Annotated in this window: 14 protein-coding genes; 10 read left to right on the forward strand and 4 right to left on the reverse strand. The window is 62.8% G+C overall.

All coding sequences use genetic code 11. The features are described 5' to 3' along the window. Window positions 1-13 precede the first annotated feature (13 nt). Both ACO08C_RS11165 and ACO08C_RS11170 read right to left on the reverse strand, forming a co-directional pair. Complete coding sequence (locus ACO08C_RS11165; protein ID WP_421785637.1) at window positions 14-3157, reverse strand: peptidoglycan-binding protein; 3144 nt, start codon at window positions 3155-3157, stop codon at window positions 14-16. Between the two features lie 272 nt (window positions 3158-3429). Then, a complete protein-coding gene (locus tag ACO08C_RS11170) occupies window positions 3430-5505 on the reverse strand; it encodes a hypothetical protein (RefSeq protein ID WP_421785638.1) in 2076 nt (691 codons plus the stop codon). Window positions 5506-5636: 131 nt separating this feature from the next. Here ACO08C_RS11170 and ACO08C_RS11175 point away from each other — a divergent pair, with 131 nt between their 5' ends. The 7 genes from ACO08C_RS11175 (at window position 5637) to ACO08C_RS11205 (ending at window position 13504) form a co-directional block, all read left to right on the forward strand. Next, the gene (locus ACO08C_RS11175) at window positions 5637-6143 is read left to right on the forward strand and encodes a MerR family transcriptional regulator (protein ID WP_421785640.1); all 507 of its coding nucleotides are present in this window, start codon (window positions 5637-5639) and stop codon (window positions 6141-6143) included. 18 nt (window positions 6144-6161) lie between these two features. Then, on the forward strand, window positions 6162-7940 hold the full coding sequence (locus tag ACO08C_RS11180; RefSeq protein ID WP_421785641.1) for an acyl-CoA dehydrogenase C-terminal domain-containing protein: 1779 nt from the start codon (window positions 6162-6164) through the stop codon (window positions 7938-7940). Further along, complete coding sequence (locus tag ACO08C_RS11185) at window positions 7940-9106, forward strand: acyl-CoA dehydrogenase family protein (protein ID WP_421785643.1); 1167 nt, start codon at window positions 7940-7942, stop codon at window positions 9104-9106. The genes ACO08C_RS11180 and ACO08C_RS11185 overlap by 1 nt, the downstream gene beginning before the upstream one ends. A gap of 265 nt (window positions 9107-9371) precedes the next feature. Continuing rightward, window positions 9372-10580 carry an acetyl-CoA C-acetyltransferase gene (locus ACO08C_RS11190; RefSeq protein WP_421785644.1) on the forward strand — a complete coding sequence of 403 codons (1209 nt, stop codon included), beginning with the start codon at window positions 9372-9374 and terminating at the stop codon, window positions 10578-10580. Next, the gene (locus ACO08C_RS11195) at window positions 10580-11059 is read left to right on the forward strand and encodes a cupin domain-containing protein (protein ID WP_421785646.1); all 480 of its coding nucleotides are present in this window, start codon (window positions 10580-10582) and stop codon (window positions 11057-11059) included. The genes ACO08C_RS11190 and ACO08C_RS11195 overlap by 1 nt, the downstream gene beginning before the upstream one ends. Next, window positions 11056-11310: a hypothetical protein gene (locus ACO08C_RS11200; protein WP_421785648.1), complete on the forward strand. Its 255-nt coding sequence runs from the start codon at window positions 11056-11058 to the stop codon at window positions 11308-11310. Before ACO08C_RS11195 ends, ACO08C_RS11200 begins: the two co-directional genes overlap by 4 nt. Window positions 11311-11314: 4 nt before the next feature. Next, window positions 11315-13504 carry a 3-hydroxyacyl-CoA dehydrogenase NAD-binding domain-containing protein gene (locus ACO08C_RS11205; protein ID WP_421785649.1) on the forward strand — a complete coding sequence of 730 codons (2190 nt, stop codon included), beginning with the start codon at window positions 11315-11317 and terminating at the stop codon, window positions 13502-13504. A 757-nt stretch (window positions 13505-14261) separates the two neighbouring features. On the opposite strand, the gene ACO08C_RS11210 is transcribed toward ACO08C_RS11205, so the two are convergent. Then, window positions 14262-14642, reverse strand: a complete 381-nt coding sequence (locus ACO08C_RS11210; RefSeq protein ID WP_421785650.1) for an endonuclease domain-containing protein — start codon at window positions 14640-14642, stop codon at window positions 14262-14264. Window positions 14643-15042: 400 nt separating this feature from the next. On the opposite strand from ACO08C_RS11210, the gene ACO08C_RS11215 reads away from it, so the two are divergent. Further along, entirely contained in the window at window positions 15043-15603 is a 561-nt protein-coding gene (locus ACO08C_RS11215) for a hypothetical protein (protein WP_421785652.1), read from the forward strand. A gap of 458 nt (window positions 15604-16061) precedes the next feature. On the opposite strand, the gene ACO08C_RS11220 is transcribed toward ACO08C_RS11215, so the two are convergent. Next, window positions 16062-16658, reverse strand: a complete 597-nt coding sequence (locus tag ACO08C_RS11220) for a hypothetical protein (protein WP_421785653.1) — start codon at window positions 16656-16658, stop codon at window positions 16062-16064. Between the two features lie 638 nt (window positions 16659-17296). Between ACO08C_RS11220 and ACO08C_RS11225 the strand changes: the two genes are divergently transcribed. Further along, a complete protein-coding gene (locus ACO08C_RS11225) occupies window positions 17297-17926 on the forward strand; it encodes a hypothetical protein (RefSeq protein ID WP_421785654.1) in 630 nt (209 codons plus the stop codon). An 18-nt stretch (window positions 17927-17944) separates the two neighbouring features. Continuing rightward, a complete protein-coding gene (locus tag ACO08C_RS11230; protein ID WP_421785655.1) occupies window positions 17945-18709 on the forward strand; it encodes an LCCL domain-containing protein in 765 nt (254 codons plus the stop codon). Window positions 18710-18802: the final 93 nt, after the last annotated feature.

Consider the following 18802-nt stretch of genomic DNA (forward strand, 5'->3'; position numbering starts at 1 on the left):
CGCCCGCGCGCCCCTAGCCGGCGCGGGCGGATTCCAGACGCCCGAGGAGTGTCCGATCGATCATGCCGGTGGCCGGCAGGTTGCGGGCTTGCTGGAAGGCGCGCACGGCCGCGGCGGTTTGCGGCCCGAACTGGCCGTCCGCCGGTCCGGCATCATAGCCCAGCGCGTTCAGATGAATCTGTGCCGCAGCAATCACGTTTCTTTCCAGCGTTATCGTCGCGCCCCAATTGCGGTCGTAAACCCCGTTGACTTCGGCATCAATGGGGCGGGGCGTGAAAGAGGCGATGACCCGGTCGGCCTGGGCCCGTAATTCCTCGGTCAGCGTGGCTGCGATGGATTGTGCTTGCTGGGCGGCACCGCTATCGCCGCCGGCCCCGGCGATCGAGAACCAGGCATAGGCATCGGCGGCGCTTTGCGGGCGGCCGCGCCCCTGCTGGAACAGGATCGCCAGATTGTACTGGGAGTCGGTGAGGCCCCGCAGTGCGGCTTCTTCGAACCAGCGCGCGGCCTCTTCGATATTCTCTTCTCCACCCGCGCCGGTGGCGTACATGACGCCGAGATTGTGCATGGCGCGCCGGTGACCCGCTTCTGCGGCCGTGCGCGTCCAGCGCCGGGCGGCCACCGGGTCTTCGGCCACGACCTCGCCGCGCTCCAGCAGTTTGGCGTAGCGGTATTGGGCGGCCGGAATGTCCTGTTCCGCGGCCCGCCGGATGAGCGCCACCGCGGCACTGGCATTGCCTTCGGCCAGGCGGGCTTCGCCCAGCAGATAGCGGGCGACCGGATCGCCGGCGGCGGCAGCTTCCTGCAGGGTGGGAATGCGGATCGTCACGTCTTCGTTTGCCGCTGGCGTGGCGGCGAGCGTTTGCAGATCGACGCCGCGGCTGGCATCCGTCACGGCGGGCTCGACGGGCGTTTGGGCAGCCGCGGCCGGCGGTTCTGCCGGCGGGTCGTTTTCAGCGACCGGATCGGCTGCGGTCTCCGCGGGCGTCTGCTCGACGGTTTGCTCGGCCGGTGGTGGCGCGCTTTGATCGCTTGTCGCGACAGTGTCGGCTTGCGCCGGGATGGCGGCGGGCGGTGTTCGTCCCAGCACATCCGCCGTGAAGGCGTCGGCGGTGCTGGCGGGCGGCTGGCTCAAATTCTCCCACAAGAGAACGCCGACCGCGCCCGTCAGCGCGACAAAGCCGAACAGGCTGGCGGCGATCATCAGGCCGCGGCCGCCACCCGATGATGTGGTTTCGGTCGCGTAGGGATCGTAATTCGCGGCGCTATCACCGCGTGTGCGGCTGCGGGCGGCGGCGAGGAAATCGGCATCGGCCGTGGCGCCGAGCCGCGCAGCCGGGCGTGACGGTGCCTTCGACGCCTCTTGTCTGCGCGGTTGACGGACCGGCTCGTCGACCGGTTCCATCGGCTGCAAGATCATCTGAGCATCCGCGCGCGGGGCGGGCTGTGGCTCGGCAGCGTCGATGAATTCGTCGACCGGTTCGGGCTGCGACCGTTCGGGCGCTTCGGCGATGATGAAGGGATCATCGACCTCGTCATCATCGAAACCGGGCGGGGTTTCGGCGTCCGGCGGCGGTGCGAGGGGCGTGTTGAAATCCGGCTCGTCATAAGCGGCCTGACGCATCACCGGCGCAGGGATCTCCACCTGGCGCCTGGCCCGATTGTCTGCGGCGGAGTCCTTGTCATCGGGCTTGGCGCCGCGCGTTTCGATGGCTTCCAGCCGGTCGGCGAGGGCGTTCATGGCGCGCTGGACGGGCGACAGGCTTTCGGCGGCTTCGCCGCGCACCTGTTCGAGCCGTTCGGAAATGCCGCCGATCGCATCCTCGATCCGCTTCGCGGTACGCTCTTCAGAGGCGCGCAGCCGCGCTTCAAGCTCGTCTTCACGGGTCTTCGCCTGTTCGCGGGCTTCCAGCCGATCCACGGCTTCGGCCATGGACCGCGTCGCAGTCTCGATGGCAGTGGCCGAGCGCTGTTCGCTTTCGGCAACCCGCACTTTGAGGGTTTCGCCGAGATTTGAAACATCCTTGCCGATCCGCTCGACCGCCTTGCGGTTTTCCAGACGGACGGCTTCGAAGCGGCGCTCCATCTCGCGCTCGGCCTTGTTGCCGCTGTGCAGCGCCGCGGCTTTCTTCTCGGTCTCGCTGATGCGTTCATCCATCACGCGGGCCAGCCGCGTGATTTCAAGGCCGATGCGGGACAGGCTGTCGGAGTGTGAGGTCTCGGCGGCCGCAATCCGGTTTTCCGCGGATTTCAGCGCCCGCTCCAACCGCTCGACCCGCGGTTCGGTGACGACGGATTCCAGTTCCTTGGCGACCTGGGCGCGGGTGTCGGCAACGACTTGTGCCAACTCGTTCGACAAAATGTCGAAGCGCCGGTCAATGTCGGCCGTTTCTGCACCGAAGGGCCGTGTCTCGAGCGATCGCAGCCGGGAATCGATACGCGCGACGGATTCCTCGAAGGAGCTGGCGACATCATTTGTGAGACGCTCGGTTTCCTCAACGCGGCGGCGCAACCGGTCGGCCGCTCCATGCAGGCCGTTCAGTGCCCGGCCGGCCTGTGCCGACCGGTCGCCGGATTTCCGCAGATCGGCGGAGAGCTGCTTTTGCCCGGCCTCCATCGCTTCGATGCGGCGTTGAAGAGAGACCGTCGCCTGCTCGGTCGCAGCGCCGAAATCCGCCAGCGCTTCCTGGATGATCTCCGAAGATCGCTGCGTATTGGTTTCGTTGCGATAGACCCGCGTCGCCAGCTTGCCGAACGCGTTCTCGAAAGCCCGCAGGGTAGACGGATCGGCTGTCCCGCCCGCCTCCTCGATCCGCTTGACGCGAAGCGCCAGCGCTTCGGCGGCTTTTCGTGCGGCTTCCGCGACACCGCGGGTTTTCCGGCGGTCATCGCGCCAGGACTTGTCGGCGGTTTCGAGACGCTGGGCGAGGCTGGAAATCGAACGATCGACTTCGGTGCGCACGCTCGCGGAATTCTGTTCGGTGGTGTCCACGCGCTGGGTCAGGCGCTCGACCATGCCGCGCAGCAGGGCATCGCCCTCGGTCTCGGAACGCGGAAACCCTGGATAATCTTCGAGATGGTTGGACCAGCGCGGATCGTCGCCTTCGTCAGGACCGTCATCGAGAATGACCCGGTTCAGCCATTCCCCGAGCGTCATGCCCTCACGCCGCGCAGCGCTCTTGGCCCTTGCGCGTGCGCGGGGATCAATACCTTTGACGCTCCAGGGTCCCCCCGAGGTCATAACGAATCGCACTCCATTCCAATGCCCAACGCTAGCTGACGCCTTAATATTGTGTAAACCGATCCGATGGGCCCAAGATGTGGTATATCCACAGGTCAGGACCGGAACCGGCGGCGCCGTGCGCGGGCATTGCAGCCAGACGCAATCGTTAATGAGGGCGGTTTCGGTTAATCCCCAGTAAAGAGGCGTTAACGCGGCAGGAAGAAATCGGGCGCCAGAACACGTAACCGGTCTTCGAGAATCGCCACGTCTGCCAGCAATTCATTGTCGGCGGCACCAGGCACAGCCCGTCCGGCATCGTAAACCGCCCAGGCAGCGATCGGGTTCCGCGAATTCAGAAAAGCATTGCCGAGATAGCGGTAATTGGCGCCCGCAGACGGGTCGATGGCGATGGCCTCGGCCAGCAGAGCAAACGGATCAAATTCGGCAGGTGGTCCTTCAGGGTCTCTGGCCGCCCATGCCATCAATTCGTTGGCGGCGATGGTTCGGGCCGCGGCGCCGGCATAACCTTCCTCATCGAGATAGGGGGTCATCGCTTCGAGAATGGACGCGCTGCTGTCGCCGCCAATATCGTTGACGGCACCAAACACCGTCTCGAATGCCGGATTACCGAGGCCGCTGGCCACAACACTGTTGGCCTCGGCGCAGGCCGCACGGCGTTCAGACTGACCGGGCGGCGGGCACCGGCCATTGCGGCTCGTCTCATGGAAAGCGACCAGAAAGGCCCGTGCCGGATCGCCGGCTTCGCGAAAGCCGGCAATGGCCTCGACAATGGCCGTGTCATCCGGTGCAGCGTCTGCCATTGCCGCGCTTGCGGCGAAAGAGAGCAAGTTGCCCAACAGCTCTGGTGAACCTGCCAGCGCGTCCAGCTCCGGCTCCAGGCGGAAGCCTGGTGGCACGGTCCCCGATCGTTCCAGCGTCCAGAATTCCCGGCGTCCGTCCGGGCTGTCGGGGCTGACGACAAAGAAGGTGAAGCGCGCCGGGATGGCAGGCGCGCCGCGCAGGGCCGCCAAGACATCCGGATGCAGTGGAAGAGCGTGCCGCATCCAACGGCGGAACAGCTCGGCCTGCGCCTGTTGCTCCGGCGCGGCTTCCGGCCAATCGATCGTTGCGCCTGCCCGATTCAGCGAAATCGGTACTGCGGCCTGAGACGGGTCGAAGACGACCGACTCACCGGCTGATAGGTCGATCGGCGTCGCCATGGCGGCAATCGCGTCCTCGGCTGACATTGGCGTTTCGGTCGTTTCAGCCGCTTCGGTCTCCTCTGGCGCGGGTTCCGGCGTTTCCGGCACGGCGGAAACGTCGAACTGCGCGGTCAGGAGTGGCGGGCCATCGCCGCGCTCGACGGTCAGCTCGCCGTCCGTCAATGCGGTTTGCAAATCAGCCGGCTCGCGCCTTATGCCCATCGCGGCTTCGAGCCAGAACCTTTCGAAGCTGCGTCCCGGGCCGAGCGGAATCTGGTCTAGCTGTCCGGCCTGCGACAGGCCGAGATAGGTATCGAGCCGGCGCCGGACTTCGGCTGCAAATGCGGTGTTGGTGAATGTGCCGGCGTCCAAATCGAGCTCAAGATGGCGATCGGTTGCGAAGTCGAATATCTCGACCGAATTGCCGCGTTCATAGCGCACATAATCGGGCGCCATGATCAGCGTCCGCTGTTCCGCTTCACCGATGCGTTGACCGTCGGGCGTAAACGTCTCGACGTCCCAGATCAGCTCGATCGCCTCGCCCCGGCTTTCCGGTCGAAGCTCGGCATAGGCGGTGCTCGACAGGAAGGGCGCGGACGAAGTGAGGGCGACGTCAGATTCGGCGGATTCCTCTTCTTGCGGCGTGCTGTTACCGGCGATGCCGGCTTCGGCTGCATCGGTCTCAGCGCCGGAGGATGCTTCAGCATTATCGGCTTCGCTTGCGCCGCCTTCCCCGGCGGCTGCGTCGTTTGCCGCGGTATCCGCCACTGGCTCCTCATCGCCGGTTGCAGAGGCCGGCGCGGTATCCCCGGCCACATCTTCGTCGGCGCCTGTATCGGCATTCGTTGCCGCTTCGGGCGTGGCGCGATCTTCCGGTTCATCGGTCGCATCCGGCGGGATCTGCACCTCGTCGCCATCGTCGCCGCGCAGCGAGAGCATGCCATCGGCGTCATCCTGGCCGGCGGCGGTTTCGGTGGCGGTATCCGTGGCGGCCGGTTCGGCCGTGCCGTCCGCTGCGTCCTGGGCCCATGCGGGCAGAGCGATGGCGAGTGCGGACAGGATGGGAAGGACGCGATTCATGAGAGTTCCAGATTGACGTTGATTGCGGAGACACAAGCCCGGACCTACGATTGGGTCAACAGTCTCAAACGGTTAGAAATTGTCACAAAGTTGACGTTGACGTTCGCGTTAACGTGAGTCACATTCACCGCATGAGGGAAAACAGCGATAGCCGAACTGAGTTTTCGATCCGCGATCTGGCGGCGGAATTCGACGTCACCGCGCGCACGCTGCGCTTCTATGAGCAAAAAGGCCTCCTCAATCCGGGCCGCAAGGGGGCGAGCCGCGTCTATTCGCCGGCCGACCGGGCACGCCTTGTCCTGATCCTGCGCGGCAAGCGTGTCGGATTCTCGCTCGATGAAATCCGCGAAATGCTCGATCTGGAGGCCATCACGACACGTGACCCATCGGCCTTGAGCGACACGCTGGTGCGGTTCAATGCCCGGATCGATGCGTTGCATCACCAGCGCGAAGACATTGATGCGGCGATCGAGGAGCTGGAGGCCGGCAAGACCTGGCTGGAAGACCGGCTCGCCAATCGCGAACCCTCGGAAGAAATCAAGCACCGGGCCCGCGCCTTCGAAGCGCTGGCCTCGGCGCGAATGAATATCTGGACGGGCGCCTCGCCCGAGCCGGGAACCCACGAAACCCAGACCTGATATGAGGGAGACCCCCTGATGCCCGTCTACACAGCCCCGACCCGGGACTACAAATTCGTCCTGCACGATGTGCTCAACATGACCAAGTACGGCAATTTGCCGGGCTTTGCCGATGCCGATGCCGACACGATCGACGCTATTCTGGAAGAAGCCGCGAAAGTGTCCGAGCAAGTGCTGGCACCGCTCAACCGGACCGGCGACATCGAGGGCTGTACCCGCCATGACGATGGCTCGGTGACGACGCCGACCGGGTTCAAGGACGCCTACAAGCAGTTCGCGGAAGCCGGCTGGATGGGGCTGTCGCAGCCGGCCGAATATGGCGGTCAGGGATTGCCGCAGGTTCTGGGCCTGGCGACCGGCGAAATGACCTCGTCGGCCAATATGGCGTTCGGCATGTATCCGGGCCTGACGGGCGGTGCCGTGCGCGCGCTGCTGGCTGGCGGTTCGGAAGATCAAAAGCAGATGTATCTGCCGAAAATGATTTCCGGTGAATGGACCGGCACGATGAACCTGACAGAGCCGCATTGCGGGACCGATCTGGGCCTGTTGCGGACCAAGGCCGTGCCGAATGGCGATGGCAGCTACAAGATTTCCGGCCAGAAGATCTGGATCTCGTCGGGCGAGCACGATCTGGCCGGCAATATCATCCACCTCGTGCTGGCGCGCATTGAGGGCGCGCCGGAGGGCGTGAAGGGCATCTCGCTCTTCGTCGTGCCGAAGCACATCCTCGATAAGGACGGCAATCCCGGTGAGCGGAATTCGCTGGAATGCGGCGGCCTGGAAGAGAAGATGGGCATTCACGGCAACGCCACCTGCGTCATGAATTATGACGAGGCGACCGGCTGGCTCGTGGGCGAGGAGAATAAGGGTCTCAAAATCATGTTCGTCATGATGAATGAGGCGCGTCTCGGCGTTGGTTTGCAGGGCTTGGCGCTGGGCGAAGTGGCCTATCAGAACTCGCTCGCCTTCGCGAAGGACCGGCTGCAGGGCCGGTCGCTGACGGGTTCGAAGAATCCCGACGGTCCGGCCGATCCGATCATTGTGCACCCCGATGTGCGGCGCATGCTGATGGACCAGAAAGCGTTCGTCGAAGCGGCACGCTGCCTGGTGTCCTGGACCGCGCTTCACGGCGATCTGGAGGAGAAGTCCGACGATGCCGGCCAGCGCGAAAAGTCCGGCGATTACATGTCGCTGCTGACTCCGATCGTGAAGGCCTATCTGACCGACAAGGGGTTTGAATCCGTCTCCGACGGGCTGCAGGTCTTCGGCGGCTCGGGCTATGTCGAGGAATGGGGGATGAGCCAATTCTTGCGCGATGCCCGGATCACGCTGATCTATGAAGGCACGAACGGCATCCAGGCGCTCGACCTCGTTGGCCGCAAGCTGGCGATGCACGGCATGCGCCCGATCAATTCCTTCATGGCCGAGCTGGATGCGTTTGTGGCATCCGGCGGCAATGACACGACCCAGCCTTTCCTCGATGCCGTCGCCGCAACCAAGGCGCAGCTCAAGGACGCGACCGACTGGCTGGTCGAGAACGGGCTGCAGGACTTCAACAATGCCGGTGCCTCGAGCCATGACTATCTGCAGCTCTTCGGGCTGACCTGCCTGACCTATATGTGGGGGCTGATGGCGAAGGCGGCGGATGCGGGCGATGCCTCCGACCCGTTCTACGCCAACAAGCTGAAGACCGGCCGCTATTTCCTCGACCGCTGGGTGCCAGAAGGCGGCATGCATCTCGCCAAGGTGAAGGCCGGCGCGGCTTCGATGATGGCGCTCGACGCGGAGGCGTTCTGATGCTGGCCGATCCGCTGAATGTGAAAAAACCGGACTGGCTCGACCAGGAGGATGTCAACATTTTCTACGAGGCCGTGCGCGGCTTTGTGGAGAAGGAATGCGTGCCCCATGGCGACCGTTGGGAGAAGTCTGGCATGGTCGACCGCGAGCTGTGGACCAAGGCCGGCGAGGCGGGGCTGTTGTGCCCGGCCTGCCCGGAGGAATATGGCGGCGCGGGCGGAGATTGGCGCCATGATTATGTGTTCCACATGGCGGTGTCCGAGCTCGGCGTGGATGGCTGGGGCGCCTCGCTGCACAATTCCATCGTGGCGCCCTATGTCTGGCATTATGCCAGCGAGGAGCAGAAGAAGCGCATCCTGCCGAAGATGATCTCCGGCGAATATGTCGGCGCCATCGCGATGTCCGAGCCGGCCGCCGGTTCCGACCTTCAAGGGATCAAGACGACCGCCAAGAAGGACGGGAATGGCTATCGGATCAACGGGTCCAAGACCTTCATCACCAATGGCGGTACGGCGAATTTCATCATCGTCGTGGCCAAGACCGACCCGGACGCCGGCGCGCACGGCACCTCGCTGTTCATGGTCGAGACCGACGGTCTGGAAGGTTTCCGCCGCGGCCGCCTGTTGGACAAGGTCGGGCTGAAGGGTCAGGACACGGCCGAATTGTTCTTCGACGACATGTGGGTGCCGGCCGATGCGCTGATCGGGCCGGAAGAGGGCAAAGGCTTCATCCAGCTGATGGAGCAGCTGCCGCAGGAGCGCCTGCAGATCGCGGTGCAGGGCGTCGGCATGATGAAGCGCGCGCTCGATGAGACCATCCGCTATGTCAAGGAGCGGCACGCTTTCGGCAAGCCGGTGATGGCGTTCCAGAACACCCAGTTCAAGCTCGCCGAGATGAAGACCAAGGCGACGATCGCCGAGGTGTTCTGCCAGTATTGTTCCGACCAGCTGATCAAGGGCCAGCTCGACGCCGCGACGGCGTCGATGGCGAAATACTGGGTCTCGGATTTACAGTGCGAGCTGATCGATGAATGCGTGCAGCTGCATGGCGGCTACGGCTTCATGAACGAATATCCGGTGGCCCGCATGTGGCGCGACAGCCGGGTGCAGCGCATCTATGGCGGCACCAATGAGATCATGAAATTGCTGATCTCACGGACGCTTTGATGATCCAGGCGGTCAGCAATGCGATGTCCTCCCCCGTTTACGGGGGAGGTGCCCGCGAAGCGGGCTCTTCAATGTTGCCCGAATGCCATCCCTCATCCCTCCCCTTGACGGGGAGGGTGGCCCGAAGGGCCGGGAGGGGTGGCGACGCATCTCCACCCCCTCCGTCTCTCGCTTCGCTCGAGACACCTCCCCCGTCAAGGGGGAGGATGAACGCCTCCGAGTTTCCAGACTCTCCCCGACGACTCCGCTCCGAAAGGATCATGACATGACCGAAGCCTATATTTACGACGCCCTGCGCACACCGCGCGGCAAGGGCAAGAAAAACGGTTCGCTGCACGAGATTACCGCTCTGCAGCTCGCCACTCAGGCCCTTCAGGCGGTGCGCGATCGCAATCATCTCGATACGGATCACGTCGACGATGTGGTGCTCGGCTGTGTGTCGCCGGTCGGCGAGCAGGGCGCCGACATTGCCCGTGCCGCGGTGATCAATGCGGGCTATGCCGAAGGCACGGCGGGCGTGCAAATCAACCGTTTCTGTGCTTCGGGCCTGGAAGCCACCAACATGGCCGCGGCCAAGGTGATGTCGGGCGAAGCCGACATGGCGATCGGCGGCGGCGTTGAAGCCATGAGCCGGGTCCCGATGGGCTCGGATGGCGGGGCGATGGTCGCCGACCCGGAAATGGCCTTCGACAATTACTTCGTGCCGCAGGGCGTGTCGGCCGATCTGATCGCGACGCTGCACGGCTATTCGCGCGACGATGTCGACGCCTATGCGGTGGAAAGCCAGAAGCGCGCCGGCAAGGCGTGGCAGGAAAAGCGGTTCGAGAAGTCGATCGTGCCGGTCAAGAACCAGCTCGGCCTGACCCAGCTCGACCATGACGAGCTGATGCGTCCGCAGACCGACATGCAATCGCTCGCCTCGCTCAATCCGGCCTTCAAGGACCTCTCGGCCTTTGTCGGTTTTGACGCGGTGGCAATCCAGAAATACCCGCAGGTCGAGAAGATCAATTTCGTCCACCATGCCGGTAATTCGTCAGGCATCGTGGATGGCGCCGCAGCGATCCTCGTCGGTTCCAAGGAGATGGGCGAGAAGCTGGGCCTCAAGCCGCGGGCGCGGATCAAGGCGATGGCTTCGATCGGGTCCGAGCCGACCATCATGCTGACCGGGCCGGCTCCGTCGGCGCGCAAGGCGTTGAAAAAAGCCGGCATGAGCCCGGACGATATCGACCTCTTCGAAATGAATGAGGCTTTTGCCTCGGTCGTCCTGCGCTTCATGGAAGATCTCGGCGTGCCGCACGACAAGACGAATGTAAACGGCGGCGCCATTGCCATGGGTCACCCGCTGGGCGCGACCGGGGCGATGATCCTCGGCACGCTGCTCGACGAGCTCGAGCGCACCGGCCAGGGCACGGGTCTTGCCACGCTGTGTGTTGGCGGCGGCATGGGCACGGCGACGATCATCGAGCGGGTGTGATGCCCAAGCTTGACCTCGCATCCATTCCGTCGACGAGCGGGAGCTCGTATCCGCCGCAGTTTGCCAGGCTGATGTCAGGACGCCACACGCAACGGCTTGCCGAAGCCGGCGGGTTAACGCAGTTCGGCGTGAACCTGGTGACTCTCGCGCCCGGCGGACTGTCGTCCATGCGGCACTGGCATCGGGACGAGGACGAATTCGTGATCGTCACCGATGGGGTGTGCACCCTCGTTGAGGATGCCGGTGAAACGGAGTTGCAGCGGGGCGATTGTGCGGCGTTCCCGGCCAATATTCCCAATGGCCACCACATCGTGAACCGGACCGATGCGCCGGCAAGTTTTCTGGTAGTTGGCACCAACAGCCCTACCGAGCTGGCGACGTATTCAGACATCGACATGATCGTTCAATGCGACGGCGATACGGCTGAGTTCAGGCACAAGGACGGAAGGCCCTACGACATGACGGATACCGATTCATGACCGACGATCCGCAGGAACAGGACAAGAAGACCGGCGGCAATCTGCTGGCCGAGGGCCTGCCGGTCGGATTGCCGCTGGGCATTGCGGTCGGCGCCGCGCTCGGCATCGCGCTCGAAAACATCGCGCTCGGTGTCGCAATGGGTGTCGGTATCGGCATGTCGTTCAGCGTCGCAATTGGTTCGGCGCGGATCGCGCAGGAAAATAAAAAATCAGAAAATCCGGATGACGAAGCGTCCGGAAATGGAGACTGAATCCATGAAACATTTCAAGTTTGAACTCGACCAAGACGGCATCGCGCTGATCACGTTCGACAGCCCGGACGTGTCGATGAACGTGTTGTCCGCCGGCGTCATGGCCGAGCTGGGCGAGCTGGTGGACAAGATTTCCTCCGACGACGCCATCAAGGGTGCCGTCATCACTTCCGGCAAGAAGGCTTTCTGTGCCGGGGCCGACCTCTCCGAGCTGGGCGGCGGCATGGCCGATCTCGACGGTCTCTCCGAAGAAGAGGCCAAGCAGAAACTCTTCGACATGGCCTTCCGCCTGAATTCACAGCTGCGCCAGCTGGAGACCTGCGGCAAGCCGATTGCCGCGGCGATTAACGGGCTCGCCCTGGGCGGCGGGTTCGAGGTGACGCTGGCCTGCCACTACCGCGTCATGGCAACCGATACCGGCGCCAAGCTGGGCCTGCCGGAAGCGATGGTCGGCGTGTTGCCGGGCGGTGGCGGCACGCAGCGCCTGCCGCGCCTGGTCGGTGTCATGAATGCCGCGCCGATCATGCTGCAAGGCAAGCAGCTGGATGCCGACAAGGCCAAGGAACAAGGCGTCGTGCACGAAATCGCGCCGCTCGACGAGATCGTCGCCAAGGCCAAGAAATTGGTGAAGGCGGATCCGATGGGCGCGAAACAGCCCTGGGATCAGGACAAGTTCAAAATTCCCGGCGGCGCCGTCTACACGCCGGGCGGTATGCAGGTGTTCGGTGCTGCCAGCCCGATGCTGCGCAAGGAGACCTACGGGAATTACCCGGCGCAGCGTTACATCCTGTCCTGTGTCTATGAAGGCCTGCAGGTGCCGATCGATGCCGGCCTGCGCATCGAGAGCCGGTATTTCACCAAGCTCTTGATGCGGCCTGAAAGCCGCAACATGATCCGCTCGATCTTCCTGTCCAAGCAGGCGCTGGACAAGGGCGGGGCGCGTCCCGCTGGCACCAAACGCGAGGATCTCAAGAAGATCGCCGTCATCGGCGCCGGTTTCATGGGCGCCGGCATCGCCACCGTCTCGGCGCAGGCCGGTCTGGAAGTCGTGCTGATCGATGTCGACCAGGCGGGCGCCGACAAGGGCAAGCAGCACGCGATCGATCATTTCGCCAAGGGCGTGTCCCGCGGCAAGCTCTCTCAGGACAAGGCCGAAAAGCTGGCCGGGCTGATCACCGCGACGACGGACTATTCGCTCCTCAAGGACTGCGAGCTGGTCGTCGAAGCGGTATTCGAAAACTCCGAGCTGAAGCACAAGATCACCAAGATGGCCGAAGAGCACATGGCCGGGGACGCGATCTTCGGCTCGAACACCTCGACCATTCCGATCACGTCTCTGGCCGAGGCGTCTTCGCGGCCGGAGAATTTCTGCGGCATTCACTTCTTCTCGCCGGTCGAGAAAATGATGCTGGTGGAAGTGATCGTCGGCGAGAAATCCGGCGACCGCGCCATTTCGCGCGCCATCGACTTCGTCACCAAGATCAAGAAGACGCCGATCGTCGTGTCGGATACGCGCGGCTTCTATTGCAATCGCTGCGTGATGCGGTTCGGCGAGCAGGGCCTGGCCATGCTGTCGGAAGGCTATGCGCCGGCGCTCATCGAAAACGGTACCCGCATGGCCGGCATGCCGATGGGCGCGATGGAGCTCATGGACATGACCGCCATCGATCTGGCCTGGAAAATCCAGGAGCAGACCAAGAAGGATCTCGGCAAGGCTTACAAGCCGGGCAAGTCCGACCCGATCATCAATGCCATGTACGAAGCTGGCCGTTATGGCCGCAAGACCGGCAAGGGCTTCTATGATTATGGCGAGGACCGCTCGAAAAGCCTGTGGCCCGAGCTGAACCAGTTCGCGGTCGACGGTCTGAAATCCGTCCAGCCGGACGTACAGGAGGTGAAGGACCGCATTCTTTATGCCCAGGCCATCGAAGCGGCGCGGTGCATGGAGGAGGGCGTCGTCAAGGATCCGCGCGAGGCCGATGTCGGCTCCATCCTCGCCTGGGGCTTTGCGCCCTATACGGGCGGTGTCCTCTCCTTCATCGACACGATCGGTGCGAAGAAATTCGTGGAGAAGGCCGACGCGATGGCGAAGGCATTCGGCGACCCGTTCAAGGTGCCGGATCTCCTGCGCGACATGGCGTCGAAGGGCGAGACCTTCTACAAGCGTTTCGGGGGTCAGCAGAAAGCAGCATAGCCCAAGGAACCGGGAGCGTTGTCATGAAGAGCCGGGCGGGAAACCGTTCGGCTTTTCTTTGTTTTGGATACTCCGACCCATCCGGGTCGTCGCTCCTCGCTTTGTCCGGGCAAGCCGGACACGCTGCGGACGCGCCGTCGCGCTTTAGGGGTGCCGTATATTTCCGCTCCCCCTCGTGGGGAGGGGTAGGGGTGGGGGGACAGCGCGGCGACCTACCATCCACTCCACCCCGCCGATCCTGACGTAGTGATAAGCCACAAACCCACCTCATGGTGAGGTGCTTTCCCCAAGGAAAGCCACGAACCACGCAGGGCGCTCGCTATCCCGTCCTTCGAGGCTCGCTTCCCCGCTTTCGCGGGGACGAGCCGCTCGCACCTCAGGATGAGGTGTGAGGGTGGCACAGGGTTTTCCGCTTTCCGCTTTCCTCCGGCCGCGCCGGCGCGAACCGGAGGATCTCGATGCATGCGCTCCGGGGAGACCCTCCGGTCAAGCCGGAGGGAGGCGGGAGTGAGCTGATGCTGTTCGGTTTCCCTCCCCCTCGCGAGGTCGGGAAAGCATCCCCCGCCTTACATCCCATGCCGGCCAGTCTTTCGCGCCGGGTTTTCAGCTCAAGGGTGAAACCGCGCAGCGGCGTTTCTCGCGCCCTTGATCTGAAAATCCGGCGTCGAAAAAATCCCGGCAAGGCATGAAAGGCTAATTGTGTGTTCGGTTTTTCCCCGGCAAGCGGAAAAAAAAGGCGCCCTTTCTCCTCCCCCGTTTACGGGGGAGGGGGACCCCGAAGGGGTGGAGGGGGGAGAAGCGCCGCTATGCCATCCAGCACACCATCGAGATTTTCATAAATGTCCGGATTGGTCGCGCGATAGACAAACCAGCCCATGCTTTCCAGAAAGCGCGTTCGCCTGGCATCATAGGCGAGTTCGCGCGGTGTGGCATGTGTGGCGCCGTCGATCTCGACAATCATCCGAAGTTCGATGCAGGCGAAGTCGGCGATATACGGCCCGACAGGGTGCTGACGCCGGAACTTAAATCCCTGCAGGCACCCGCGGCGCAGCCGCGACCAAAGCATGGTTTCGGCATTTGTCATGCGCTGTCGCAAACGCTTGGCGAAACGCCGTGATTTTCCTTCGGATTGGCGCATACCCCCCCTCGTCGCTTCGCGACACTCCCCCCGTGAACGGGGGGAGAAAAGTTGATTGCAGACACCAATTTCTATCATAGATGGAATACGCAGGCATGCCCGATTCCAATTTTGAGTGTTGGCGTTTCAGGCTGTCCTAATTCGTCATCCCTGACGCGCGCGAGCCCGTTTTTGAATGCGTAAGCGCGCTTATTCCTTCCCGCTTTCCTCCGGCCGCGCGGGCGCGGACTGGAGGATCTCGATGCCCGCATTCCAGGGAGGCCCTCCGGTCAAGCCGGAGGGAGGCGGAAGGTTGGCAGGACTGTGTGTATTCCCCTCCCCCTTTGTGGGGAGGGGAAGCCTGGGCTCTATCGCCCCCAATCCTTCGTCATCCCAACGGAAGTTGGGACCCAGAGCGACGGTGACACTATGCCGACAGGCGCGCAATCTGTGCAGCGGTGACGTAGCCGGCTGGTTGGCCCAGGACGATTTCGTGGAGATGGCGCAACTGGGTCCCGGCTTTCGCCGGGATGACGACGAGAATATTGCGCGCCCAATTTTTGCTCGCCAGGACAATCGCGAGTCCGTTCTTGAATGCGTAGGCGCGCTTATTCCTTCCCGTCTTCCTCCGGCCGCGCGGGCGCGGACCGGCGCGTTGCCGCTTGTCGCCAAGATCGCCATCGCGGTTGTGGTCTGGCTCAGCATTGTGTTGTTGCCGCTCATATTGCGCGGCCGTCTGGACAAGCTCGACGAACTCCAGCAGTTGACGTTCTGGCGAAACCTGGCTGCCGGCGGTTTGTGGATTGTGGCCTTTGTGCCGGCGATGGCGGTATTCGCATTTCTGGCGGGAGGCGATGCGATCCGCGGAATGGTGGCGTTGGCTTTTATCGCGCCGGCCATGATGTTGAGTTTTGTGATCGGCATCACGATGTTGGCCGAAGGCGTCCAGGCCAAGGCGGAGAATGATGCCGCTGCCCGATAATTGAGTTTTCAGGCCGAATCCGGCTTCTCCACAGAAAGCGGAATTTTATCCACAAAAACCGGGTGGGCATTGATTGACCCGCCCGTGGTTTGGCGGTTCACTTCACTCATCGGAACACACCGGGGAGCGCCTGTCACAGGGCAAACCAACGGAAACCGATCCTTCCGAGCCGTTCGCGCGGTTGACCGCGAAGCGGGGAGGAAGGGCTCCGAAACGAAGCGATCCGCATCGTTGAAGAGCGTCCCGGTACACCCACCGGGGCAAGCAAAGGGGAAGCGCCTTCACCGGCACGTCCCCCCGCGCCGCCGCCCGCCGCTGAACCTGTAAAAGGGGGAGGAGACGGGCGGTAGGTGCGTTTGGGCTTGGGTTTCCTTTAATATGGACCTGCGCTCCTACGCGCGGTTAGCGTTGAGCCTTGCCACGCGGGGGTCAGGCGATGCCGGCTGGCCGCACGTCGGTCACGGATTTTCCGGTTCATCCTTCAAAGCCTTGCGCTGGGCTTCCAGACTCTCGGGATAACTCTCGATATCCCCATAATCGAGAAAGGCTGCATACCGCCGATGTGCGCCCTTTACCCGTGCGGCATGCTTGATCGGACACCAATACTGCTCGGTGCGCGAAGCAATCTCCTGAACGTAAGCGAGGACACCATTGGCGTAGGCGCAATAGGTGCAATTGATCTTTTGCAGGACGTTGAGATAGGCGAGGCGATGGCGATCGAATACGACATAGTCGCGGCGCTTCACCTGCCGGATGCCGTAGACCGGAAAGCAGACCAGCTGGAAGATGCTGGCAAAGATGTCGAGCAGGATCAGCGGCAGGGTGACCGCGTAAATGAAGGGCGAGGTCAAGATCTCCAGAATACCGGAATTGGCGAAGAACCGCCGGGCACTGATTTTCAGTTTGCGCTGCCGGGTTTCGATCTCGCGGCTGAAGACCGCCCGATTGTTGGTCCATTTGAATTGCAGGTCGCGGCGCCGCTCGATCAGCTTTTCTTCCAGCTCGGCTTCGAGATCGCGGATTTTGGTCACCAACTCGTTGATATCCCGCTTCATGACAGCCTCCCATCGGATCAGGCCAGACGTTTGCCTGTTGGCAACAGCCTATCACGGGCTGCGTGCGGCGCGCGGCGGCGTCCCGGCGGCAAACCGCCGCAGCCAACGATTGCGCGAAACATGCAACGGAGTACGAGCGGCGGGATCGTGGTGGCAACACCGGATTCATGCCGATCGATGATGCGATCGGCCAAGGCGAATTGTTTGGCGCAAAATTTCAAAACCGGCGCGCGACGAGGAGACCGATATCGTCAATCAGGACGGGTCACGCGATGCGCTGCGCGATCCGGGTCTGGAATACCATGAATACGAGGACGTCGAAGAGGCGCTGAAGGCGCCGGTTCCCGCCTCCGGTCAGCCGGCTTATTCGCCAGGCACTGAGACCGGCTCCTGATCGCCGACAGATAGCGTCACAGCCGCGTGACGGCTTCGGACGGCGCGAAACCGGCTGATTGTCCTAAACGCGCCGCCGCATCGGAAAGCCGGCGAGACTGGCGGTTATGCATTGGCGGTGATTATAAGTATAAGTTGTCCCTAAAACTAGACAAAATTGGTCGATCCAGAATCGACCTAATTTATAGTTTGGGCGGAATCATTCTATGCTATAAATTACGCTAACGTAAATCATGGGGGGATTGATGATCAAGCGACGGGTCAGCAGACGCTCTTTCTTTGCGCTTGTCAGCGGATCAGCCGCCGTTGCCGTTTCATCGGGCCGTTCCGCTGCGCAGAATTATACCGGTGTCACCGACGCCGATACCGGTGCGGGCTACGACTATCCGGGTTATGGCCGCGGCACGGCGCGAACGCAGAGCCCGTCCTGTTCGGGCAATACCGATGCCGACACTGGGGCGAATTACGATCCAATTGGCTGCGGCACGCGCCAGCAGGGCCGAACCTGTTCAGGCGTTACAGACGCGGACACGGGCGCACAATATGATCCGGTCGGTTGTGGCCGTGGTTCCAACCCTCAACAGCCCGTGGGGCCCTCCCAATCTGCAGAATGCCAGGCGATGCGCGTGCAAATGGATACGCTCGCAGAGAGATATACCGCCTATGTCTACCGCTTTACGCAAGCCAACCAACAGTTCGAGTACTTTTTAAATGCGACGCGCCATGCGTTTGCGCTGCAGGATCGCGAAGCCTACAGCGCCGCACTGGCCGGCCTGCAGCCTGCCGCAGTCGAATTACGCACAGCGTTCAATGGACTGACGGCCACTGAAGCCGGCCTCACCGGGCTGATAGAAACTGCGGAAGTTTTTTGCTGAGAAAAACAGGAGGAAAACATGCGTTTTTGTCTTCCTATTGCTTTGCTGTTCGGGATCGCCTTTCTAGGCGCAACTTCAGCGGTGCAGGCGCAGAATATATTCCCGGCGGGTCAGTTCAATTGGGTGAATATCTCGCAAGGTGAATGCTTTCGCCGCGCTCAGATGGCCGGACCGGCCGCAGTTGCACAGTTTAATCTTCCCATCACGGTAGGTGAGTTTGATGGCTGGCTCGTGGGAAGTTCGAACCAGCCCGTGCATGTTCAGATCGCCTGCCTTGGCGACGACGAATCCACGCAGATCGCCAACCCGTCCGCACCGCGCACCATGATTGTCATCAATATCGAGACGCTGCAGGCAAACACGGCCGGACAGATCCGCGATTACCTGCGTGAATGCATGCATACCGGCCAATGCCCCGGTCAGGCCAATGGCGGTAATGGCGGTGGCCAGCCGCCGCCGCGCGACCCGAATGCACAGACGGCCGACTGGCGCACAACGGCGACCAGCCTGCGTGGGCGCAATGGCGAGGTGTTCGCGTTTCACTGTCCGGCGCGTGGCAGTACGCGGCATGCCTCGGTCTGGGGGAGCGATCTCTACACGGATGATTCCGGCATTTGCTCGGCCGCCGTGCATGCCGGATTCCTGACCGACGCGGGCGGCTCGGTCTGGATTCAGATCGTCGGACGCCAAGAGCGCTATACCGGTTCGACCCGCTACGGCGTTTCGAGCAGTAATTATGGCGGCTGGAACGGCAGCTACCGGTTTGTCTTCGTCGAGCGCTGATCGGGTCGGTCAGCGCCGAACGGAGAGCTTCACTGCGGGGCGTCGAAGCGGCCCATCGTGCGCGTCCGTTTTTCGCAATACATCGTGTATCCC

It is taken from the genome of Hyphobacterium sp., from assembly GCF_965229905.1.
GTDB lineage: Bacteria > Pseudomonadota > Alphaproteobacteria > Caulobacterales > Maricaulaceae > Hyphobacterium.